The following is a 23,162-nucleotide window of genomic DNA, read 5'->3' on the forward strand; positions in this document are numbered from 1 at the left end:
AGAATAAGCTTTGATCCATGGATTTCCGAATGGGGCAACCCACCTGATATTTTGTTGTTACTGTCGCAAGACAGCTAACAGCGGGATAAACCAGGTATTTCTAGACTGAATACATAGGTTTAGAAAAGCAAACCCGGGGAACTGAAACATCTAAGTACCCGGAGGAAAGGAAATCAACAGATACTCCCCTAGTAGCGGCGAGCGAACGGGGACCAGCCGAGCCATGAGAGTGACAAGAATATCCTGGAAAGGATAGCCAGAGTGGGTGACAGCCCCGTATTGGAAGCTCAATTGGACGTATTAAGTAGGGCGGGACACGTGAAATCCTGTCTGAACATCGGAGGACCACCTTCGAAGGCTAAGTACTCCTTACTGACCGATAGCGAACCAGTACCGTGAGGGAAAGGTGAAAAGCACCCCGACGAGGGGAGTGAAACAGTACCTGAAACCGAACGCCTACAAGCAGTTGGAGGGTCCTTGAGGCCTGACAGCGTACCTTTTGTATAATGGGTCATCGACTTGGTCTCACAAGCAAGCTTAAGCCGTTAGGTGTAGGCGCAGCGAAAGCGAGTCTTAATAGGGCGATTGAGTTTGTGGGATCAGACCCGAAACCGAGTGATCTAGGCATGTCCGGGATGAAGGTTAGGTAACACTAACTGGAGGTCCGAACCCACACCTGTTGAAAAAGGTCGGGATGAGGTGTGCCTAGGGGTGAAAGGCCAATCAAACTCGGAGATAGCTGGTTCTCTGCGAAATCTATTTAGGTAGAGCGTCGTCCGAATACCCTCGGGGGTAGAGCACTGGATGGGTAATGGGGCCTTACCGGCTTACTGATCCTAACCAAACTCCGAATACCGAGGAGTACTAGACGGCAGACACACATCGGGTGCTAACGTCCGGTGTGAAGAGGGAAACAACCCTGACCTACGACTAAGGCCCCTAATTCATGGCTAAGTGGGAAAGCAGGTGGGACGGCCAAAACAACCAGGAGGTTGGCTTAGAAGCAGCCATCCTTTAAAGATAGCGTAACAGCTCACTGGTCTAAACAAGCTGTCCTGCGGCGAAGATGTAACGGGGCTCAAGCCATGAGCCGAAGTCTAGGGTGTATAGCAATATACGCGGTAGCAGAGCGTAGTGTGACATAGTTCCATGTCTCTTCAGCAGTTTAGGCTGCTTTGGAGACGCGGAGCTTTCTGTGAAGCCCCCCTGTGAGGGATGGGGTGGAGAGATCACTAGTGAGAATGATGACATGAGTAGCGACAAAGGGAGTGAGAGACTCCCTCGCCGAAAGTCCAAGGGTTCCTGCTTAAAGCTAATCTGAGCAGGGTAAGCCGACCCCTAAGGCGAGGCCGAAAGGCGTAGTCGATGGGAACCAGGTTAATATTCCTGGGCCGTGGAGTGGTGACGGATCTGAAACGTAGTTCATCCTTATCGGATTGAATGGGCTGCCAACAGGTTCCTGGAAATAGCCCTCCTATAAGATCGTACCCTAAACCGACACAGGTGGACTGGTAGAGAATACCAAGGCGCTTGAGAGAACCACATTTAAGGAACTCGGCAAAATACCTCCGTAAGTTCGCGAGAAGGAGGCCCGTTCAGAACGCAAGTTTTGGGCGGGGGCACAAACCAGGGGGGTGGCGCCGGTTTACAAAAAAAACAGGGCTCTGCGAAGTCGCAAGACGACGTATAGGGTCTGACGCCTGCCCGGTGCCTGAAGGTTAAAAGGAGGAGTGCAAGCTCCGAATTGAAGCCCAGGTAAACGGCGGCCGTAACTATAACGGTCCTAAGGTAGCGAAATTCCTTGTCGGGTAAGTTCCGACCTGCACGAATGGCGTAACGACTTCCCCGCTGTCTCAAATGTGGACTCAGCGAAATTGAATTGCCTGTCAAGATGCAGGCTACCCGCGGTTAGACGGAAAGACCCCATGCACCTTTACTATAGCTTCACACTGGCATCAGGTACAGCATGCGCAGGATAGGTGGTAGGCTTTGAAGCCGGGACTCTGGTCCTGGTGGAGCCTCCCTTGAGATACCACCCTTGCTCTGCTTGATGTCTAACCGCGGTCCGTTATCCGGATCCGGGACCCTGTGTGGTGGGTAGTTTGACTGGGGCGGTCGCCTCCCAAATTGTAACGGAGGCGCGCGAAGGTTGGCTCAGAGCGGTCGGAAATCGCTCGTTGAGTGCAATGGCAGAAGCCAGCCTGACTGCAAGACTGACAAGTCGAGCAGAGTCGAAAGACGGCCATAGTGATCCGGTGGTCCCGCGTGGAAGGGCCATCGCTCAACGGATAAAAGGTACGCTGGGGATAACAGGCTGATGGTGCCCAAGAGTCCATATCGACGGCACCGTTTGGCACCTCGATGTCGGCTCATCTCATCCTGGGGCTGGAGCAGGTCCCAAGGGTACGGCTGTTCGCCGTTTAAAGAGGTACGTGAGCTGGGTTTAGAACGTCGTGAGACAGTTCGGTCCCTATCTTCCGTGGGTGTAGGATACTTGAGAGGAGTTGCCCCTAGTACGAGAGGACCGGGGTGAACGATCCACTGGTGGACCTGTTGTCGTGCCAACGGCAGTGCAGGGTAGCTATGATCGGACAGGATAACCGCTGAAGGCATCTAAGCGGGAAGCCCCCCTCAAAACAAGGTATCCCTGAGGACCGAGGTAGACCACCTCGTCGATAGGCCAGAGATGTAAGCGCAGCAATGTGTTCAGTTGACTGGTACTAATGGTCCGATAGGCTTGATTTGATCCAGTAGAAGCGAGACTTCGACTGACCCAAATCATAATACATACACAACATTAGCCGTACTTGGCTTGAACGACGGTCCGCGTGAAAACGCAGGCCGCTGATGACAAACATAGGTAGATGCACCGAAGTGTTCTGCTGAGTGGCTGCACATTTGCTTTGCGAACGTGCTCTGCCACCCGGCGGACGCACACGGGTGCGTCCGCCGGTGTTTCTTTCTTGGTGTGGTGATCATAGCGTGAGCAAAACACCCGATCCCATCCCGAACTCGGCCGTTAAGTGCCACAGCGCTGATGGTACTGCGTCTTAAGACGTGGGAGAGTAAGTCATTGCCACACCTAGTAAGAAACACCCGTGGTTGAACCCAAACGTTCAACCTGTATCTCTCAAACGATTTAAAACACCCTGTCGCGGGATGGAGCAGCCCGGTAGCTCGTCAGGCTCATAACCTGAAGGTCGTAGGTTCAAATCCTACTCCCGCAACCACTATTGTCGAACAAGCCACCTTCGGGTGGCTTTCGTCGTTTCTGGGACCGCCCAATGACAGTAGACCCGCCAGCGCCCCCACCAGTTCAATCGCAAGCACGCCGTCCTGCGGGATGAGCCGGATTTCCGTCAGAAGGCTGCGGATGATTGAGGTCGCTTCTGCCTTGGTTCTGTCGCTGCCCAAGGCCGCCGTCAGGTTGGCCACCTGCTCTTGATACCGGTCGGCCAGTCCGGGGTGTAGCAAGACAGGGGCAGCATCATTGGCATCCCGCAGCTTCGCCGTGAGCGTCGCCTTGGTTGATTCCAACGTCGTCATCTTGTCCTTCATGCTGGGATGAAACATGCCCTCTGCGATGGCATTCACCATCTGATCTATTTGCCGCGTGATCTTAGCCAGTTCGCGGATATCCGCCAGGCGATCCGCGCGGATTGTGCCGCTCAGCTGGTTGAACTCGGACTGATAGGCCCGGACCTATTCCGCAATGAGGTCCGGGTGCAGCAACTGGTCCTTGAGGCCGGACAGGACACGGGCCTCGAAGTCGTTGCGTTTGATGGTCAGGCGGTTCCCGCAGGTGCCCTTGTTCCGCGTCTTGGCGCAGCCTTAGTACTGCTTGCCGACCTGAATGAACCCACCGCCGCAGGTGCCGCACTTCAGCATGCCTGTGAACAGGTGGGTAGCCCGCTTCATGCGCCCCACCGCCCTGATGCTGTTGCGGATGGCCAGACTGCGTGTGGCCTTCTGGCGGGCCTTCACAGCCTCCCAGAGGTCATCGCTGACGATCCGCAGGTCAGGCACCTGTTCGATGATCCAGTCGTCCGGCTTGTTCATCCGGGCCTGACGTTTGCCGGTATCCGGGTCCTTGATGAACCGCTGCCGGTTCCAGACCAGGCGACCCAGATAGAGTTCGTTGTTCAGGATGCCGGTGCCGCGTTTGTCGTTGCCGTAGATGGTCGATGATCCCCAGGTGCCGCGTGGTCCTGCGACGCCGTCCTGGTTCAGGCTGGCGGCGATGGCACGCGGGCTGATGCCGTGGCTGTAGTCCGTGAAGATGCGCCGCACTACGACGCCCTGCGCTGCATTAATGACCCGTTCGCCTGTGGTGATGGAGCCGTCCGCCAGCAGGTCGCGGACGACATCGTAGCCGTAAGTCACGCCCCCCGCCGACTTGCCCTTGCGCACGCGCCCTTCGAGGCCCCGGTGGGTCTTCTGGGCGAGGTCCTTCAGGAACAGGCTGCTCATCGTGCCCTTCAGGCCAATATGCAGTTCGGAAATCTCGCCCTCGGCGACCGTGACGATCGGTATCCCATGAAACCGCATCTGTTTAAAAAACGCAGCGATGTGTTCCTGATCGCGACTGAGACGATCCAGCCCTTCGGCGACGACGACATCCAGTCGGTTGTCGCGGGCATCCTGCAGCAGGCGTTGGTAGGCGGGGCGCAGATGCGATGCCCCGCTGATACCGCGATCCGCATAGGTCTCGGCCTCTGACCACCCGTGACTGGCGATGAGGCGCAGGCACAAGCGGTGCTGGTCATCAATCGAGGCATCGCTTTGCAGGTCGGTCGAATAGCTGGCGTAAATCGCAGCGCGCATGGTGAGGGCCTTTCCTAGTCCGGTTAGCAGCCCGCAATATGCGGTGTCAGCTGAACCTTGGCCCTCCACATCATAGGCACACTTCCACGGTTGTCTTCCACTATCGATTGCAACCCGTTGCAACGCGATCAACGCCACTAGCGGCATTCCGGTTGAAATCATCTTTTAATTCAGCCGCGAGTGAAAGCTACATATGTTGCTACATTGACGGATTTCTGTAGCGGACCGTAAAGATTTCTGATTTTTCTGGCCCTATGTTGAATTGGCTGGAGGTTAAGATGCCAAAAACTGTGTGGGGTCGTTGGACTCTGAATGAAGTAAATGCTTGTTTGGAGATAACTATTTCGGAAAGTACCGGGGCAGTATATCAGATTGCGCTTGAGGAGTTGAATACCGCCGCGGCTACACTGGATTGGATTTATCAGATAAGAGAAAAATCGTGGGCTGAGGTGCTCCCCTTCCCTTGGACAGGATCTGGCGCTTTCTAAGCTCTGATCTGCTCCTGCTGATCGGGTTGCGTTGCTTCGACTTTCAGCGAGTAGACTACGGCCGGTGGTTGGCCGCCAAGGGCTTTGTGCGGGCGGCGGTGATTGTAGAACCCCATCCATGTCCGGACACCCGCGCGGGCCTGAGACCCGGTCTCCCAGACATGCAGATAGACGCACTCGTATTTCAGCGTGCGCCACAGGCGCTCGATGAAGATGTTGTCCAAGTAGCGGCCCTTGCCATCCATCGATATGCGGACGCACGACCGCCGCAGGCGATCTGTCCAGGCAAACGATGTGAACTGCGATCCCTGATCGCTGTTCATGATGTCAGGTGGCCCGAACCGATAGATTGCCTCGTTCAGCGCGTCGACGCAGAAGTCGGCGTCCAGCGTGTTCGAGATCCGCCAGGCCAGAACCATTCGGGTGTGCCAGTCCATGATCGCCACCAGATAAAGAAACCCTCTGCGCATCGGCAGGTAGGTGATGTCCACGCACCAAACCTGATTGGGCCGCTCTACGCGCAGCCCGCGCAAGAGGTAGGGATAGGTCTTGTGCCCATTCGCCGGCTTGCTGGTGTTGGGTTTCTGGTAGATTGGCATCAAACCAATCAGGCGCATAAGCCGACGGATGCGCTTCTCGTTCACCGCGTGTCCCTCGTTGCGCAGGTGCCACGTCATCTGGCGAACGCCGAAGAAGGGCGTCTCCAGGAATTGCACGTCGATCAGCCGCATCAGCGCGAGGTTCTGCTCCGTCTCACCCTGCGGCGTATAGTAAAACGACGACCGAGAAACCTGTAGCAGCGCGCACTGCTGGCCAATCGACAGGTCCGGATGGTCGCGCTCGACCATGCTGCGCCTCACTTCCCGCCCCAAGGTTTGAGCTTTCTTTCCAAAAAAGAGTTGGCCACCGCCAGCTCCCCGATCTTGGCATGCAGATCCCTGACCTGGTCTTCATCGATGACCGGCGTCTTGCGGCCGCCGCGTTCAAAGACACCGGACGCGCCGTCCAGCAGCGCACGTTTCCATTGGTTGATCATCGTCGGATGCACCCCGAACCGGCTCGCCAGTTCCGACACGGTCGCCTCACCTTTCAACGCCTCAAGCGCCACCCTCGCCTTGAACTCAGGGGCGTGCTGCTTTCGTTTCGACATCTTCGATCTCCTTCGTGGTGAAGATCAACAGACAGCAAATCGGAGCTTACGTCAGTGTCCAGTTTTCGGGGGGCACCTCACTGTTCTTTGGCGTCATGCCTTTGGGATTGGTCGAGACGCGCTTTTTGACGTCCAGCATCTCATCGAGATGCTTGGACGGAACGCCAAGATAGTCGCGCGCGACGACGACCAGTGTCGCCGCCATGTTCTGCAAGGTCCCGCACTTTAGCGGTACGCCGGTCCGATCAATGTGGGCCTTGAACGCTTGCTTCATATGCGATGCTGTTACCACAGAGGCGAGGCAGGTAAACTCGCTGGGAAGCATGCCCGCATTGACGAGGGCATCGCAATACTGGGTCAAATTGACCCTCGTGTTGCGCAGCGAAGTCGGGCGAAGGGCGTTGTCGGGACTATCCGGAGCAAACAGGTCAACGTGGGATCGCCGCTTCAGATAGGCTTCGATTTCCACCAACATGCTCGATGGATAGGATGTCAGGGGGCGGCAGCGATACTGCGGGTTTTTTGTCGTCGTCAGGCTCGCCAGCGGCAGGTCATTGCGCGTCACGATGCCGTTCCACGTCTGCGCCATCTCATTGCACAACCGGCCAGGGTCTTTGCCAATGATGCGGGCATCGATGTAAGTTCGAAAGCCGGCCATGACGGCATCAGTCACGTCGTCGGGTTCGATGCCTTTGCTGGAGCAATAGCTGACAAAGCGCGACAGCGCGTTGGCCTGACACACCGCATTGGTGGCTTCCAGAAATCCGACCCAGGCAGTCGAGCGTTCTGCGACAGGCAGATTGCGGGGCATGAACCGGGTAATCCTAAGTGCAGCCGCCAAGTTTGCTTTGACGTTACTGAGGGACTTCGCCTTGATCCCGATCTGGGCCGGATGAATGTTTGCCAGTGCTGCGCGGAGTGCGGGGGCATCGATCGGCAGATCAGCAGGGGTGCGTCCGAGATAGGTGGCAATCCTGATGACAGCAGAAATCAGATCACGCCGTCGGGCGTCGTTCAGATTAGGCAGCGCCTGAAGTTTATCGATGACGTCGGCGAGCGAGTGGTGGGATTGATCGAACGGCATGGGTTCATTCCTTTTGCATGCGGCGGCAGGGGACAGCATGGGACAGCTGGCCCCTTTGCAGCCCAAAGGCTGACATTCGGGACAATGCGGCCGCGAATTTGTATCCAAAATTGGTAGGCCCGTTCTCCCGACATCCGAGAGAAGCAGGCATTTTTAGGACGTTAGAGGACATGGGCCGCAACCTGATTGCCGCGTGCCGCAAGGTATGCCCGGAGGTCCGACCGGGCGATGCGCCAGTCCCGACCGAACTTGGTCGCGGGCAGTTCGCCACTGGCGATCCGACGCAGCACGGTCTTGGCGCAAACGCCCATCAGCTCACAGACTTGAGCGACGCTGAAGTAGGTGGCATTGGCGGGGAAGGGGAGTTTGGTCATCTCACTGCTCCCGCGTCGCAGGCCTGCAACCCGTTGCAAAGTCGGCACGGGCAGCCTCACGCGCCAGAAGACGCACGAGGTCAGTGAGGATGTGGTGCGGGTGGGTGGCCGCATTGGCGGCGGGCGATTTAGCAGAACTTGTCATGGCAGGGCTCCAAGAAATGAAACCGCGTAGACAATGAACTGTAAGGGGGGCTGCTGAGGATGGCACAGTCACAACTCACAGGGCCCCGGAGGGTCCGTTCATTGCTTCCAAGTGCCCTGGCAAGCGCCAGTATTCTCCTAGAAACGCAGTGTAGCCAAGCGGCTACGCTTTGTATCATAGATATGGTTGTTAGTGCTTACAAGCCTCTATGTGGGCAACTAGACTCCACGTGGTAGGTTCGACCACAAGGTGTATTGTTTTCTATTCGAAGAAGTGCGCGCACATTACACGGGCAAGCGTGGTTCGCGATCTTCAAAAAAAACTAATCGTTCGCGACTCCAGAATAATTTGTCATAGGCAGAAGGCAGCGATTGCCCAATCGCCGAGTGTATTTCAACGACAAAGGCATGTTGGTCTTCTGGAAGACCCCCTCCTATCGCAGGGTCGACCTCAATCCTGAAGTCCGTTTGATTAACGAGGGCATGCCGCAGCGGACCGGAGCGATTGTCGTCGACAAATCGATAAGATACTTCTGCTGTAGTTCTATGCCCACCCTTAATAACTTCCCGGACAGACAGTAATGTATGAGTCATAATTACACTCATATCCATAGTTCTGAGCATGTTGAATAGTTGTGGCCAGAAAAGAGTCTGTCTCTCAATTTCTGGAAACTGCAGAAAAACATTGTGAATACCATCAATAACAACAGATGTAAATTTATCACCGGAAAGTTCAGCTGAGCGAATTGCCCAAAAGATTCGGTTGAATAGAACGTCAGGTTTGAGATGCCCAGGATAAAGGTGAATAACACTTATCTCTGGCTCGTAACCTTGAGGCAATTTTTTGTTTTCAAGTTCTGCGAGGCTTGTGAGTCTATCAAGTAGATTTTTATAATACTCTTCAGGATAAAGAAATGATATGATCAGAACATTTTCTGCTGGCATGGATGCTAGATTATTATCGGAAGAAGAAAAGTACGGCGCGATCGCAACTTTAAGAGCTAAAGCTGCTTTGCCGCCGGACCCTTCTCCATTAATAAAGATATTTGAGCTCCGCCATAATTTCACACTACGTTTATCAATTTCAGTGGCACTTAAAGACGTTGGCAGTCGTCCTCGATCGGTATCAGGAAACCTTTTCAAGTCCTCCTGCCGAAATGCGCTTAGAAGTACGCGTTTGTGTCTGGACTTATCGGCTAGATGTGCATTCCATATCGACAGTGTGTCCAGTTGATAGTTCATTTGAGGAGTAAATCTAACTCCCTTTCGACCCGAGATTTGAAATCCATGTGTACCTGGAGAGCAAAGTTGATGTCGAGCCTTGGACAAAGTCACAAGCCGATGAGGTTTCACGCCATTGTCCGAGTGTGTATCGTGACTTAATCGGAGTGAAACATCGACCAAGTAGTCAAGAGATTTGTCTGCTTCCCAATCAACGCCGGTCGTCAGAATAACGAGTGCTTTAAGTTGCCTGCAGGTTTCAAGAAATTGGTTAAATTCTCTACGAGCTTCAGATTTACTGCCGCTATTTGACATAAGTGACTGCGTTGCGATCTCGTGCAGGCCATCAAGAACTACAACTGTTGAACATGGAAGTGGAATTCCATCTTCAGGACCACCACTTTGATTCAATAGTATATCTCTAATTTCGGAGAATGCTGAAGTCATTCGGCTCAAGGGTTTGGCGGATGAGCCTTCTTCTTTATCATTAGTGCCACCTAATGAAATTGGCTGATAAAATAACCAGTCCTCGGATTTTTCAGGGTAAAATGGCAAGCGCCTAATTTCTCCGGGTATCAGACCTGTCGCACGCGCCCTTAGATCACTTTCTGTTTCTTCGGCAGTAAGGTAGAGTGTTTTTATTCCTAGTCCCGCTAGGTAGGCACATAAACCGAGCGAAAGAGACGTTTTTCCAGAGCCTGGGCCTCCATGTATTGCTGTAACCAGGCCTCCTCTAGATGAGAATGTCAATCCGCCACGGAAGAGCGTATCAGCACCTCTGATTGGGAGCGGTAGACCAAAAATATAATTTACAAGCTCACTCAATTCTGGAAGAGATTGAAGTGATTTCGGTCTTGAATATTCGTAAAGCGGAATGTCGTCCCAAAGATTTGATTTCCTTACTGTCGCCAAGATTTTTTGTATTGCGTCAAATTGCGGCTTAGAGTCGTTATCCCGGCCTTTCGGAATTGCAAATCGCATTTCCAGCATGCCAAGCATACCTAAAGTGTCGCGCAATAAACGTGAGATGCGGCTACTTTTTTGGCCACCAGTAGGAACAGGTAACTTGTCTTGCCCTTTGCTGCGATATCGAGCCCTGAATGAGGTATTTATTGACCCGTATGCCTGTTCAAGTTCTGAGATCGAAAACTCTTCGAAATTACTTGCTGGAAGTCCTAATGGTACCAGATTGTGGGCTTCAAACAAAAGAGATCGCAGCACCACGTGCGGATATGCTCGTGATCCTTGAAATTCTGGGATCGTCAAGAAGTCCGAAATAACCTTTAGAGGTGATGGCATTACAATACTGTAGGAGTCTGGAGTATTTTCCGCCCAGACATCAAAAACAGCCTGTTTAACTAGCTGCGAAATCCGCGTCGGGGCGTCGCGGACCACTTCAGGTTGCTCGGTATCCGTTTCTTCTCTACGGTTCATGTATTCAAGTGTGACGCTATCCTTATTCTCGAGATTCGACAGAAGTTCTGGAAATCTTTCTAACTTCTCTCGCTCGCCAATGTACTTCGTTCGTAGTGAATGCAATTTCTCATTTGCTGTTCCCTCCAGTAAATAGCGAAGACCAGGTGCGCCGGAACCATGATGTGCGAGCCATGAGAAATGGCGATTTATAAGCTGGTCGTCAACCGACATAGGGTCAATTGTTCGCAAAGCGGTGGAATCAAAAAATTCTACGTACGACCGCAGTACGCTGTTCACCAATGGAAATGCTATGTCATGAAAAGGTAATTGCCTGTCTCCCATTTTTTACGCTGTCATTCTGTCTGTAAATGGTATCGCGCGTGACGCTTTAGTCGGATTGTTGCTTAATTTCTTGGAGATATCATCTCGAAGAAATCTCGAGTACATTGTAACTTCACTTGATTGCGAATGAGCCATTTCAGTTTTTTGTGGCCGATAGTCGCGTCCGGTCAGATCTTGGTAAAACGAGTAGAGTTCTTCTTTTTCGGCTTCACTTGTAATGTTCTCAGCGTATGATTTGAGTATCATATTTAAACCGGATATCTTATACAGTTGATGAATGTCATCAATATAGTCTATGATATAGATAGATTTCCAATTGACTTCATGATCGTTGAGCAGCGAGCGAAATGTCTTGGCAAGCGCTGATACGTCTCCAACGAATGCATAATTTACTGCAAAATACACCCATTGACGTGTTTCTGAATTTTTTACTTGGCTTAGGTTTATAAGAACCTTTGGTGTTAAGTCTCCGCCGGATGCAACAAATAGATCTAGTAATTGAGCTGCTTCATTTGGCTGCAGGCTGAGTGAACTGGATGTCATTAGTAGCTCTGCCGCTCCAGCGATTCTGGTGTCGTTAAGCTCAAAAGTTTTTACGATTCTCGACAGCGCAATAAATAATTTCTCTAAATGATGACAATCTAAATATTTCTTTGTGAGAAACTCAAGTATTAAATCCGCTGTTGGCTGCATGTCGCGAAGGCCTTCTACCCGTAAGACCGCCAAGACCGTCGACAGCTTTGTGCCCCCAAAACGGTCCTCAACGCCGGCAACATAGTCTTGTACAGCTTCGCGCAACGCAGGTACTATTTTAATATCTGACTTCAAAACCGTAAATCTCCTTTTGTGCTGCCGTGGCGAGTACTTGATCGCACACTAGTTCGCTCAGGCCGCCGAGTACAACGTGATCTTGTGGGCCGTTGGGATGTGGTTCCGTCTTTCCGCCAGGTTTCCATAAGTCGCGAACGCTTCTGTAGCCCGGATGGAAAACAGTAACAGACCGAATATTTCTCATCGCCTTCCCGATCAGGATATATCCTATGTATTCGAGCTTAGTTCCGAAGGGGGGCGCACTTCCCCACATGTCATCCCAAAAGGACGGTAGACCAAGGCGGCATGGGAGTGGCTGTGGGTTGTTGATGAACATGTCTTCAACCGTGACTCCTGAGTCGGGCAAAAATATGAAGCAAACCGTCCCCGTTAAACTGACTGGTTTTGAGGAGTGGCCAGCTCCGAGGAGCTGGCGTTTGGCCCAGTTTTCGGCTAGTGTGACTTGTTGCTTAGTGGCCGCAGGAGCAAGGCCAGATAGGATTCTAAGATTTTTCTTAACAAGATCAATGGGATCTCGTGTGATGATCTGTAACCGGTCACCCCAATCTTCAAATACTTTCACATGGCCGTAGGTGTCGTTTGGCTTGCCTGTTAGAGGCTGTCCCAAATGTAGTTTGGTCCAACTGAACTCATCGAATCTGTTTTCAACCGATTTGTCGTCAAGTCGGCCTAATTCAGCAGTGCATCCGTCGCATGCGGCTATCGCATCACGCTTTGCGGCCATTTCGATGGTAGGGTCAGCTTCGATTTTTGTATAAACGGCCATGTTCATAAAGTTTGGCTTCGGAGGTAAGGACACTAAATGCTCATTTTTGAAATTTTATGAATGTATTCAAACGTGCATCGACATCGGTCCGGAGGTCAAGTTTTTTGGCTGCGCTTCGTACTGTTCGTCTATCATCTGATCACGCTGCGTCACACTGACTCTTAACTTCACGTAACCGCATGTCTGCCGCCGAGTTGTCATTACGTTCTTGATAGGTAGTGCAGTTTTTGGTCTAAACGTGCCACTGGATTGAGGATGCGAAAAGTGCTGAATAGGTTATCTGCCCGATCCAACGCACGGAAGTCGTTAGAACTCTTCGCCGGAGCTGGTGGACTTGGGATCGGGTTGGCGAGTGCAGGTTTCGTGCCTCAGTTAGTTGTAGAGCATGATAAATGGTGTTGCGACACTCTTCGGGACAACCATGGCGCATTATGCGGTGAACAAAAAGGTGATGAACTACCTTGGCGGGTAGTTCAGGATGATGTTCGGCAGGTGAGCTTCGTCCAGTATGAAGGCAAAATAGATCTTGTTAGCGGTGGACCACCCTGTCAGCCGTTTTCTTTGGGCGGGCAGCATCGAGCGTTTGATGACGCGCGAGACATGTTTCCCCAAGCTATTCGTGCAGTGCGAGAAACACGGCCTCGGGCATTCATTTTTGAGAATGTCAAGGGGCTGACGCGATCTGCTTTTCTGCCGTATTTCGAATATGTAAAGCTGCAGTTAGAACACCCAGGAATGACTAGTAAGCCTTCAGAATCGTGGCAGGAGCATCTTCGGCGTCTTGAGCAACATCACACCTCCACACATCGTCCCGATCTTCACTATCAGGTGGTAACGAAACTATTAAACTCTGCAAACTACGGGGTGCCACAGCGGCGTGAACGTGTGATTTTCGTCGGTTTCCGAGATGATGTCGATGCTAGGTGGTCTTTTGCCCAAGGTGACAACACACAAGAAGCACTTGTTTGGGACCAACTTTTTGGAACCTATTGGGATCGTCATAGAGTCGCAAAATCAGCTCGCGTGCTGGAGGGACGCGCTCTTCAACTATCGCGACGGCTCTCAAGGGACGAAAAGCCTAGTAGTTCACCTTGGCGAACAACGCGCGACGCAATCTGCAATTTGTCGGAACCAGCAAAATCTGAGACTTCATCTTCAATTTTGAATCACCGATATCAGCCGAACGCGCGGATTTATCCCGGTCATACGGGTAGCTACATTGATGAGCCGTCTAAGACTCTTAAAGCAGGTGTGCATGGCGTCCCGGGTGGAGAGAACATGCTTCGTCGAGCTGATGGATCAGTTCGGTATTTTACGGTTCGCGAGGCCGCTCGAATTCAGACGTTCCCAGATGCTTACAAATTTCATGGCGCTTGGTCAGAATGCATGAGGCAACTCGGCAATGCCGTTCCGGCCGAACTCGCTAGACTGGTCGGTAAGAGCGTAGCCGCACGGCTAGATGATTCTGAGTTAGCGTGATGGTGCGTCAACCTGAGCTTCGAGCCACGTACGAGATTGCTTCCAGCTTGAGTGAATTTGCAAAAGTAATTCGCAGCGCGGATATGAATGACTATTTAAAGAAAAAAATTCTTGACGCAATTGGAGAAATGAAATTCGGTTTAGAGCAGCTTGAGAGAGATGTTGATGCTATACGTATGCCAAATTCATTTTTTGATCCATCAGAACCAAGGCTAATCGGACATTTCGTGGCTCTGGCCTTGATTTCTCAAGAGAGAGTGCGCTTAAGCGCGATCGAGCCGACTTATGGTTCTGGCGTCTATGCCATTTACTATACAGGCAATGAAGAAATTTACGCCTCGATTTCAGCAACCGAGACGCCTATTTACGTCGGAAAAGCGGATCCTCCAGTTGGCGCTAAATCGATTGTCGAACAGGAGACGAGGCTTTACAGGCGGTTAAATGAACATCGTAAGAGTATTGATAAAGTTTCTGGGATAGATGTGGCAGATTTTGAATGCCGTGCTTTAGCCGTTCAGAGTGGATATCAGACTGCGGCGGAAAGTTATCTGATAGATTTGTTTCGGCCTATATGGAACAACGAAACTCGAATTCTATTCGGTCTCGGCAAGCATGGTGACGCAGCAACGACGAGAGCAAATAATAAATCGCCATGGGATACCATCCACCCCGGTCGAACTTGGGCGATGGGCAATCGCGAAGCAAGGGGAACTGAGGATATTTTGCTTGAAGTCGCGCGGCATTTTAGATTGACTAAAGTGTTCCAATCATCTGAAGACGTGTTTTCTGCCTTTGCCGAAGGAATCCGTATGGCTGACCGGCTTAAATGAAAACTATACCGTCATCGGATCAGACTTCAAATTTTATCTTCAAAGCGCTACCAATTTTAGATTTATATGAATAACCAGATCAGTTCGTAATTGTTTCGTTTGAGCGTTCTTGCATGTCTAGATGAGGCCCAATTTACAATGAATACAAAGCCATGGTTCGATCTATTTTTGAGTAGTGGATTGGGGTTTTTTCTTGGTATGATTGCTTCTTATGTCGTTTGGTGGGTCAATTATCATAAGATTATTCCAGGGAATGTCAGCAGATCGTGTTGGTAAAGCTTCGTTAGGAGGTGATCGGGCCAATGTTGCTTGGCCCCGGACCCGCTGGAGAAGCCGATGCCCGCGACCGATACATCTGCGCGCCTGCTCGACCGTTTGCTAAGATCTATTTCAAATCTGCCTCCTGCGCAAATCGCCAAGGCAGAGGCTGCGCTCGCCACCGCCCGCAGACGCGCCGAGGCCGTGGTCGAGATCGACGCCGTCGGCGAGGAACGGGCTTGCCCGGATTGCGGTGGTAAGCATCGCTCCCGCTGGGGCACGACCCGAACTGGTGCGCAGCGCTGGCGGTGTGGCGATTGCGATCGGACCTGGACCGGCCGGACTGGCACCCCGCTTGCCCGCGTCCACCGCCCCGGCCTGTTCATCGAGGTGGCGCGCAACATGCTCGACCCCGACGATGCGCCGCTCTCGTGCCGAAAGCTCGGCCGCCGTCTGGGCGTCTCCCGGGATACTGTCTGGCGCTGGCGGATGCTGGTTCTGGACCAGCTCAAGACCGTCGCACCCGATGTGCTTTCTGGTATTATCGAGACCGATGATACGGCGCAGCGTGAGAGCCGTAAGGGCTCCCGGGAGTGGGTGCGCCACCAGCGCGATTCCTCGCAGCCCAAGCCACCTCGTCTGCGTTGGTATGAATATCCGAAGCGCAGACCACCGCAGGCCATCGCCAAGGCGTATGAGGAGCCGATACTGGGCGTCGTTGACCGTGCCGGTCGCGCAAGCTTCCAGCACATCGTCAACAAGCGCCAGCCGGCGATCGACGCTGCGCTCGTGCCCCAGGTGGCACCCGACGCGATGGTGCTATTCGACGGCGCGCCGCAATATGAAGCTATCGCGAAAAGCCGCGGGATTTCCTACCACGTTCTCATCGCAGGCAGGCGAGGTCGTCACACGCCGAAGGCTTATCACCTCAACACCGTGAACTCCCTCCACGCCCAATGGGAGGAGTTCATCCCGCTATGGCGTGGTCCGGCGACTAAGTATCTCGATGGCTACGCGCGGTGGCTGGTGGCGCGCAGGTGGGCCGATCCAGTGTCGTTGTTCCGAGCGATCATCACCTGACCAGAGGATCGCCAACACGATCTGCTGACATTCCCTTATTCCAAGTGTAATTTTCTCGGTGGAGATTGCCAGAAGGCAATTGTATGCGGGGGACAGTTTCTATCAAATTGCGTTTAAAAACTCGGGAACGCGAAAAATGGTAGATATAGACATAATGGTTAGGATTGGAATAAAGGGATTTAAGGGCGCAACGGGGTGGGGTTATCACGCTATTAGGACGAACGCCTCCAAAGTTCCTGATTTGAGCTCTGGAGATGAAAGTAGGAGATTGGTTCGAGTTTTTGACACCCGGGATCCAGTTGAATTCATTGATGTGCCTTCGAAGTCAATTAGAGATGCAATCAGCCACTGCAAGTCGCTGTAAGAAATTCTCGACTTGGGGGAGGATTCTACAGTACAGATACATGTATTTGGCTATGATGAGTTTAGTGGAACTCGCCGTCACATCCCTTCAAAAAAGTACCGTAGGCGTGATATACGGAAGGGAAGGTTCAAGGATCTAAGCGTGGTGCAAGACTATAAGGTGGATAAATATATCTCTCCATGAGGCGGCACGTTGGGAAAAACCTAACTTGCCGAAGTGATCTGTATTTGGGCTTGGCAATCAGCTAAGATATCAGTCCGCATGTGCCAATGATAATCAAGAAGTTTCGCATGCAGGACTTAGTAGGGACAGCACACAAAATTTACATTGTCTTCCGATATTCGTCGCGATTTGGATCTTCAATTTGCGAAGCACTTTAGTGTCGTTCGATAGTGCTGGCTGCCCCCTCCCGCAACCAAAAATACACGTGATATCAAAGACATAAAGGCCGAGCGTTTCGCTCGGCTTTTGTCGTTGGCGTCTTGCATCAACGCCACATCAACACCGCAGAAGTAAAACCGCACCAGCAGGCATAAGCTGACAGCGGCAGGCAGCCGCGCTCAAAGAAGCTGTCTCGCCGTCACCCAGAGCCAATCACCGCCTTGTACCGTTGATCGCTTTGCATCTGGCCCCACGAAAAATCCCGTGGCTGAGCTGCTGCCGGTTTTGTGGACACGAAGATAAGATCGTGACCATTGAACTGGAGAGTGGATATGACGAGACGGAAGTTTAGCCGCGAGTTCAAGATCGAGGCGGTAAGGCTGGTGACCGAGCGAGGCGTTGCGGTCGCTCAGGCGTGCCGGGACCTGGATCTTGCGGAGAGCGTGCTGCGTCGCTGGATGCGGGAATTGATGGGAGCGCCTGTTGCGGCGTTTCCCGGCAATGGCTTGCAACGCGCAGAATTGGCCGAGATTGCGACCCTGAAGAAAGAGGTCGCCAAGCTCAAGGCGGAGCGTGACATCCTAAAAAAAGGCGGCAGCTTACTTCGCGCGGGAAGCGACATGACGTTCGCTTACGTGGCAAAGCATCGGCACATTTGGCCGGTCAGCTGGATGTGCGCGGTGCTGGGCGTCTCCCGATCCGGCTTTCATGCCTGGCTCAGAAGGCCGATAAGCGAACGCGCGGCTCAGGATGCAAAGCTCGTCCAGTCGATCGACAAGAGCTTCAAGGCCAGCGATCGCACCTATGGCGCCCGCCGGGTCTGGCGTGACGTTCTGGAAGAAGGTCTCGCATGTGGACTGCACCGGATCGAACGCTTGATGCGGCTAAATGCAATGAGAGCGCGGCCCAAACGCCGCGGGAACCCGAAGGATGACGGCGAGCGGTCGGTCATCGCCGACAACATCCTTGACCGCGACTTCACAGCAGACCGGCCGAACCAGAAGTGGCTTGCCGACTTCACCTACATCTGGACCGCAGAGGGCTGGCTCTACGTGGCGGTCGTGCTGGACCTGTTCTCCAGGGTTCGCCATTGTGCTTGAACCAATGGCGCATCAATGGCTCACCGTCGGCTGGTCCATGAAGGCGGAACGGGATGCTTCACTGGTCATGGATGCGCTGATCCCTCTCATGGTTTGCCAGTCATTCCACCGGAATGACCTGCAAACCACTGCCGGGCAGCGGATGGCCGTCTGGCGGCGCGGAAAGGCTGACGCGCTGCTCCATCACTCAGACCAAGGATCGCAATATACCAGTGAGCAGTTTCAGCGCCTGCTGCTGGACAACGGCATCATTTGCCGGGTGAGCCGTGCGGGCAATGTGTGGGACAACTCAGCAATGGAGAGCTTCTTCTCGTCGCTGAAGATCGAACGGACAGCCCGCAAGGTCTACCGCACCCGTGACGCGGCACGCGCCGACGTGTTCGACTACATCGAGCGCTTTTACAATCCGAGGCGACGGCATTCGAAGCTGGGCTATCTCAGCCCTATGGCGTTCGAGGACCGAGCTATGCAAACCTAACCCGGTGTCCACGAAACCGGCAGCAGCTCAGGCTTCGAACCATCCGTGGAGGTGCTGACTGCTTTCGGTGAGACGCCTACCGCGTCGCGCTTAATTTTGACCGCAGAACAGGTCGTAAACGAGATCAATCACTTGGCGCGACCGGTCGTCGGCGAGGCTGTAATAGATGGCTTTGCCGTCGCGACGCGGCACGACGAATCCTTCAAGGCGCAGACGCGACAGTTGCTGCGAGACGGCGGCTTGACGGGCTGAGAGCAGATTTTCCAACTCTGTCACCGACTTCTCGCCGCTGGCGAGATGGCATAGGATCATCAGCCTCCCTTCGTGGCTGATGGCCTTGAGGAAGTTTGCGGCATCTGTGGCGTTCTTCATCATCTTGTCGAGATCTTCGGCACAGATGCTGTCGTCGATGATTGGAATACCCACGTGTCTGCCCATGATTTCAAGTCCATCTTCCTGTAAACGACCCTTAACGGATCGCAAGCCGGGCGTCATGCGCCTAATTGTCTCCGACGCTTTCAACCTTGGCCAGCATTTCGTCCAGAAGCGGCCAGAAAAAATCCGGCCCGGGATAGCCTTCCATCCTGTCCACCTCGGTCCCCTCTACCACCAGCACGAAGGTCGGGGTAAACACGGCAGGGCGGGCCAGCGTCAGGTCGTCGGGCACCGGCGCGTGCAGGTCGATCCGGCGCAAGGGCGCGCGGGCGGCCTCTGGCGTTTTGGGATAGATCGGCGCGATTTCTGCATTCCAGCGGGCGCACCACTGGCAGCCCGGTTGTTCGATCATCACCAGTTCCATCTGCGGCACGGCGTCCTGTGCCGCAGCCACCTGGCCGCACAGCAGGCCAAGGGCGAACAGGGCAGGGCGCAGGCTGATCATGTGCGGAACCTCAGGGGATGATTGACGCGGCAACTTACACTCATCATAATTTGAATATGTGAATAATTCAAGGAACGGCTGCGTGTTCGACATGACCTATCTGGGCGCGGCCTTTGCGGGGTTGCTGTCGTTCTTCACCCCCTGCATCCTGCCGATGGTGCCGTTTTACCTGTGCTACATGGCCGGGATCTCGATGTCGGAGCTGCGCGGCGACGATGCCATCGCACCGGGGGCGCAGGGGCGGCTGGTGGTGCAGGCCATCTTCTTTGCGCTGGGGGTCACCACGATCTTCATGCTGCTGGGCATGGGGGCGACGGCGGTGGGGCAGGCGTTCGGGCAGTGGAAGCAACCGCTGTCCTATGTGGCCGCCGCCATCCTGTTCGTCTTCGGGCTTCACTTTCTTGGCGTGATCCGCGTGCCGTTTCTGTACCGAGAGGCGAGGGTCGAAAGCACCGTGGCGCCGACAACCGTCGTGGGGGCCTATGTGATGGGCCTTGCCTTCGGTTTCGGCTGGACGCCCTGCGTCGGCCCGGCACTCGCGGCGATTCTGATGATCGCGTCCGGCATGGGTGATATCTGGCGTGGTGCGCTGTTGCTGGCGGTATACGGTCTGGGGATGACCGCACCCTTCGTCGTGGCCGCCCTGTTCGCCAAACCCTTCCTGGGCTGGGTCCAGCGCCACCGCAGCGCCATGGGCTATGTCGAAAAGGCGATGGGCGGTATGCTGATCCTGTTCGCCATCCTGATCGTCACCAATTCCGTCAACGTCATCGCCCAGTGGATGATCGACACCATTCCCGGTGTCGGATCGCTGGGGTAGGGAGGTCCAAAATGCTGATGAAACTCGCCACCGCGCTTGCCTTGATCGCCGCACCCGCCGCCGCCGTCACGCTGGGCGACGACGGGCTGCACAAGGCGCCCTGGCTGCACGACACCTTCAAGGATCTGCGCGAGGATCTGGCTGAGGCCAATGCCGAGGGCAAACGATTCGCCATCATCATCGAACAGCGCGGCTGCATCTACTGCACCAAGATGCACGAAGAGGTCTTTGTCCTGCCCGCGATCGAGGACATTCTGACCGATGATTTCTTCTTTGTGCAGATCAACATGTTCGGCGACGTGGACGTGACGGATTTCGACGGCACCACGCTGCCGGAAAAGGACATGGTCAGCCGCTGGAACCTGCTGTTCACGCCGACCATCATGTATTTCCCCGAAGAGGTGCCCGATGACGCCACTGCGACTCAGGCTGCGGTGGCCACCGTGCCGGGCGCATTCAGCAAATCCACGACGTTCAACATGCTGAACTGGATCAAGGATCACGGCTACGATGGCGACGAGCCGTTTCAGAAATACCACGCGCGCATGATCGCTGCAGGCGGATTCCCAGATTAAATCAAGCGGTTACTCATGCTGCGCCGCAGAAACATTCAATAATCGTAATTTGTATTTGCGTTGTGACGCCACCTCGGTCTACCATTGCACACAAGAGGAAACGAATACGCAGGGGAGGCGTCATGATCCGCACGATAACAGCCATTGCAGGCCTGTGCCTTGCCACGGCGGCTGCCGCGCAAGAGGTTGCCCCGGCCGATGTCAGTTTTGACGACGCGGGCGCCATTGCGGTCTCTCTCTCGGGCCAGCCCGGCGACGGGACCGCAGGGCAAGAGGTGATGACCACCCGCTCCATGGGGAACTGCGTGGCGTGCCATCAGGTGTCGGCGCTGGATGCGGCCTTTCAGGGCAACGTCGGGCCATCGCTGGACGGCGTGGCCGACCGCTGGGACGAAACCCAACTGCGCGGCATCGTGGCGAACGCCAAGATGATGTTCCCCGACACGATGATGCCGGCCTTCTACAAGGTCAGCGGCTACACCCGTCCGGGTGATGCCTTTACGGGCAAGGCCGGCACCGAACCGCTGCCGCCCTTGCTGAGCGCACAACAGATCGAGGACGTCGTCGCCTATCTGACGACGCTCAAGGAATAACGGGACCGAGAGGGAGAGGTCATCCGATGACAATCACACGCAGACAGACATTCATCATGGCGCTGGGGGCTTCGGTCGCCGCAGCGCTGCCGTTCCGCGCGTTCGCGACGGCGACCGAGGATTCCATCGCCGCCTTCACCGGCGGGGCAGAGATGGGCACGGGCGGCCTGACGCTGACGGCACCCGAGATCGCGGAAAACGGGAATACCGTGCCGGTCGAGGTCAACGCACCGGGTGCAGTGTCGATCCTGTTGCTGGCGACGGGCAACCCGACGCCCAATGCCGCGACATTCAACTTCGGCCCGCTGGCCGCGTCGCAGATGGCATCCACGCGGATCCGTCTGGCCAAGACGCAGAACGTCATGGCGATCGCCAAGATGGCGGACGGCAGCTTTGTGCAGGCCGTGCAAGAGGTCAAGGTTACCATCGGCGGCTGCGGCGGCTGATCAGGAGGAGATGAACAATGGAAAACGTTAAACCCAAGGTCCGCGTGCCCAAAACGGCCGCTGCCGGCGACACGATCACGCTCAAGACGCTGATCTCGCACCCGATGGAATCCGGCCAGCGCAAGGATGACGCCGGCAATGTGATCCCGCGCGAGATCATCAACCGCTTCACCTGCGACTTCAACGGCCAGAACGTCATCGACGTGACGATGGAGCCCGCGATTTCCACGAACCCTTACTTCGAGTTCGAGACCAAGGTGCCCGAAGCCGGGACATTCACCTTTACATGGTACGACGACGACGGGTCCGTCTACACGGAAAGCCAGGATATCGCGATCGGGTAAACCGGTGCGGAGGACGACAGGGGAGGGACGATAATGAAGAACACGATACGTCTGACAGCCGCCATCGCGCTGCTGGCGACCGGCGCTGTGGCGCAGGACGACAATCAGCTGGTGATCAACGGCGATGTCGAGATGATCACCGATGCGCCGGCCCCCGATTACGTCGAAGGGTTGAAAACCATCTATTCCGGCTGGCGCTTTCGCGATGCGTCGCTGCAGCAGATGGAGATGGACGACTTCGAGAATCCGGCCGTCATTGCCGTCGACCGCGCGACCGAAATGTGGTCGACCGTCGAAGGCACTGCGGACAAGTCCTGCGCGTCCTGCCACGAGAACCTTGAGGCGGACATGAAGGGCGTGCGTGCCGTCTATCCCAAGTGGAACGAGAAGGCCGGTGAACTGCGCACGCTGGCGTCCCAGATCAACCACTGCCGCACCGACAACATGGGTGCAGAGGCGTGGAAGTATGACGGCGACGACATGACCGGGATGGAGGCGCTGATCTCGATCCAGTCGCGCGGCATGCCGATGAACGTCGCCATCGACGGCCCGGTCCACGACATGTGGAAGCAGGGTGAAGAGATGTACTATACCCGCTACGGCCAATTGGAACTGTCCTGTGCCAATTGCCACGAGCAGAACTATGACAACTACATCCGCGCCGATCACCTGTCGCAGGGCCAGACCAACGGCTTTCCGGCCTTCCGGCTGAAGAACGACGGTCTGGTGCAGGTGCAGAACCGGTTCAAGGGCTGCATCCGCGACACGCGGGCCGAAACCTACAGCGTCGGCAGCCCGGAATTCGACGCCCTCGAACTCTACGTGGCCTCGCGCGGCAATGGCCTGTCTGTCGAAGGACCGTCAGTCCGTCCCTAAGACCAGAACCCGCGCCCG

Annotated in this window: 18 protein-coding genes, 1 tRNA gene, 2 rRNA genes and 1 pseudogene (1 of these 22 cut by a window edge); 13 read left to right on the forward strand and 9 right to left on the reverse strand. The window is 54.6% G+C overall.

Features of this window, described 5'->3' with window-relative positions; translation table 11 throughout:
* The 3 genes from GLR48_RS06180 to GLR48_RS06190 form a co-directional block, all read left to right on the forward strand.
* Positions 1-2,745, forward strand: a 23S ribosomal RNA gene (locus GLR48_RS06180); it begins 89 nt to the left of the window's first position.
* A gap of 222 nt (positions 2,746-2,967) precedes the next feature.
* A 5S ribosomal RNA gene (gene rrf / locus GLR48_RS06185) occupies positions 2,968-3,082 on the forward strand.
* Positions 3,083-3,153: 71 nt separating this feature from the next.
* Positions 3,154-3,230, forward strand: a tRNA-Met gene (locus GLR48_RS06190).
* 601 nt (positions 3,231-3,831) lie between these two features.
* Here the strand turns inward: GLR48_RS06190 and GLR48_RS06195 are convergent.
* The 7 genes from GLR48_RS06195 to GLR48_RS06225 form a co-directional block, all read right to left on the reverse strand.
* Positions 3,832-4,824: a recombinase family protein gene (locus GLR48_RS06195; RefSeq protein WP_237059690.1), complete on the reverse strand. Its 993-nt coding sequence runs from the start codon at positions 4,822-4,824 to the stop codon at positions 3,832-3,834.
* Positions 4,825-5,308: 484 nt separating this feature from the next.
* Positions 5,309-6,462 (reverse strand): IS3 family transposase gene (locus GLR48_RS06200; protein ID WP_237059692.1). Its coding sequence is split into 2 segments (ribosomal slippage): positions 5,309-6,210 and positions 6,210-6,462, totalling 1,155 coding nucleotides; the frame shifts between segments, so codons are not numbered across the junction.
* A 46-nt stretch (positions 6,463-6,508) separates the two neighbouring features.
* Positions 6,509-7,546 (reverse strand): hypothetical protein, encoded by a 1,038-nt coding sequence (locus GLR48_RS06205; RefSeq protein WP_237059694.1) that lies wholly within the window; start codon positions 7,544-7,546, stop codon positions 6,509-6,511.
* 161 nt (positions 7,547-7,707) lie between these two features.
* Positions 7,708-7,920 (reverse strand): helix-turn-helix domain-containing protein, encoded by a 213-nt coding sequence (locus GLR48_RS06210; RefSeq protein WP_237059696.1) that lies wholly within the window; start codon positions 7,918-7,920, stop codon positions 7,708-7,710.
* 429 nt (positions 7,921-8,349) lie between these two features.
* Positions 8,350-10,932, reverse strand: coding sequence for a hypothetical protein (locus GLR48_RS06215; RefSeq protein WP_237059698.1), 2,583 nt, complete (start codon positions 10,930-10,932; stop codon positions 8,350-8,352).
* Between the two features lie 114 nt (positions 10,933-11,046).
* A complete protein-coding gene (locus GLR48_RS06220; protein ID WP_237059700.1) occupies positions 11,047-11,871 on the reverse strand; it encodes a hypothetical protein in 825 nt (274 codons plus the stop codon).
* The gene (locus GLR48_RS06225; protein ID WP_237059702.1) at positions 11,855-12,646 is read right to left on the reverse strand and encodes a hypothetical protein; all 792 of its coding nucleotides are present in this window, start codon (positions 12,644-12,646) and stop codon (positions 11,855-11,857) included. Before GLR48_RS06225 ends, GLR48_RS06220 begins: the two co-directional genes overlap by 17 nt.
* Before the next feature lie 249 nt (positions 12,647-12,895).
* Here GLR48_RS06225 and GLR48_RS06230 point away from each other — a divergent pair, with 249 nt between their 5' ends.
* From GLR48_RS06230 to GLR48_RS06245, 4 genes and pseudogenes are all read left to right on the forward strand, one after another.
* Positions 12,896-14,119 carry a DNA cytosine methyltransferase gene (locus GLR48_RS06230; protein ID WP_237059704.1) on the forward strand — a complete coding sequence of 408 codons (1,224 nt, stop codon included), beginning with the start codon at positions 12,896-12,898 and terminating at the stop codon, positions 14,117-14,119.
* Positions 14,120-14,166: 47 nt separating this feature from the next.
* A complete protein-coding gene (locus GLR48_RS06235; RefSeq protein WP_237059706.1) occupies positions 14,167-14,949 on the forward strand; it encodes an Eco29kI family restriction endonuclease in 783 nt (260 codons plus the stop codon).
* A gap of 336 nt (positions 14,950-15,285) precedes the next feature.
* Entirely contained in the window at positions 15,286-16,287 is a 1,002-nt protein-coding gene (locus tag GLR48_RS06240) for an IS1595 family transposase (RefSeq protein WP_237059708.1), read from the forward strand.
* A 1,077-nt stretch (positions 16,288-17,364) separates the two neighbouring features.
* A pseudogene (locus GLR48_RS06245) lies at positions 17,365-18,610 on the forward strand (IS3 family transposase).
* A 90-nt stretch (positions 18,611-18,700) separates the two neighbouring features.
* Here GLR48_RS06245 and GLR48_RS06250 read toward each other — a convergent pair.
* Both GLR48_RS06250 and GLR48_RS06255 read right to left on the reverse strand, forming a co-directional pair.
* Positions 18,701-19,048, reverse strand: a complete 348-nt coding sequence (locus GLR48_RS06250) for an ArsR/SmtB family transcription factor (RefSeq protein WP_237059710.1) — start codon at positions 19,046-19,048, stop codon at positions 18,701-18,703.
* Positions 19,049-19,109: 61 nt separating this feature from the next.
* A complete protein-coding gene (locus tag GLR48_RS06255) occupies positions 19,110-19,490 on the reverse strand; it encodes a hypothetical protein (protein WP_442915766.1) in 381 nt (126 codons plus the stop codon).
* A gap of 82 nt (positions 19,491-19,572) precedes the next feature.
* Between GLR48_RS06255 and GLR48_RS06260 the strand changes: the two genes are divergently transcribed.
* From GLR48_RS06260 to soxA, 6 genes are all read left to right on the forward strand, one after another.
* Positions 19,573-20,310 carry a cytochrome c biogenesis CcdA family protein gene (locus GLR48_RS06260; protein WP_237059712.1) on the forward strand — a complete coding sequence of 246 codons (738 nt, stop codon included), beginning with the start codon at positions 19,573-19,575 and terminating at the stop codon, positions 20,308-20,310.
* A gap of 11 nt (positions 20,311-20,321) precedes the next feature.
* A complete protein-coding gene (locus GLR48_RS06265) occupies positions 20,322-20,885 on the forward strand; it encodes a thioredoxin family protein (RefSeq protein ID WP_237059714.1) in 564 nt (187 codons plus the stop codon).
* Between the two features lie 122 nt (positions 20,886-21,007).
* Positions 21,008-21,478 carry a sulfur oxidation c-type cytochrome SoxX gene (gene soxX, locus GLR48_RS06270; RefSeq protein ID WP_237059716.1) on the forward strand — a complete coding sequence of 157 codons (471 nt, stop codon included), beginning with the start codon at positions 21,008-21,010 and terminating at the stop codon, positions 21,476-21,478.
* Positions 21,479-21,504: 26 nt separating this feature from the next.
* Positions 21,505-21,924, forward strand: coding sequence for a thiosulfate oxidation carrier protein SoxY (gene soxY, locus GLR48_RS06275; RefSeq protein WP_237059724.1), 420 nt, complete (start codon positions 21,505-21,507; stop codon positions 21,922-21,924).
* Between the two features lie 17 nt (positions 21,925-21,941).
* Entirely contained in the window at positions 21,942-22,268 is a 327-nt protein-coding gene (gene soxZ / locus GLR48_RS06280; RefSeq protein ID WP_237059726.1) for a thiosulfate oxidation carrier complex protein SoxZ, read from the forward strand.
* 33 nt (positions 22,269-22,301) lie between these two features.
* A complete protein-coding gene (gene soxA / locus GLR48_RS06285) occupies positions 22,302-23,144 on the forward strand; it encodes a sulfur oxidation c-type cytochrome SoxA (RefSeq protein WP_237059728.1) in 843 nt (280 codons plus the stop codon).
* Positions 23,145-23,162 lie beyond the last annotated feature (18 nt).

This window comes from Loktanella sp. M215 (assembly GCF_021735925.1).
Lineage (GTDB): Bacteria > Pseudomonadota > Alphaproteobacteria > Rhodobacterales > Rhodobacteraceae > Loktanella.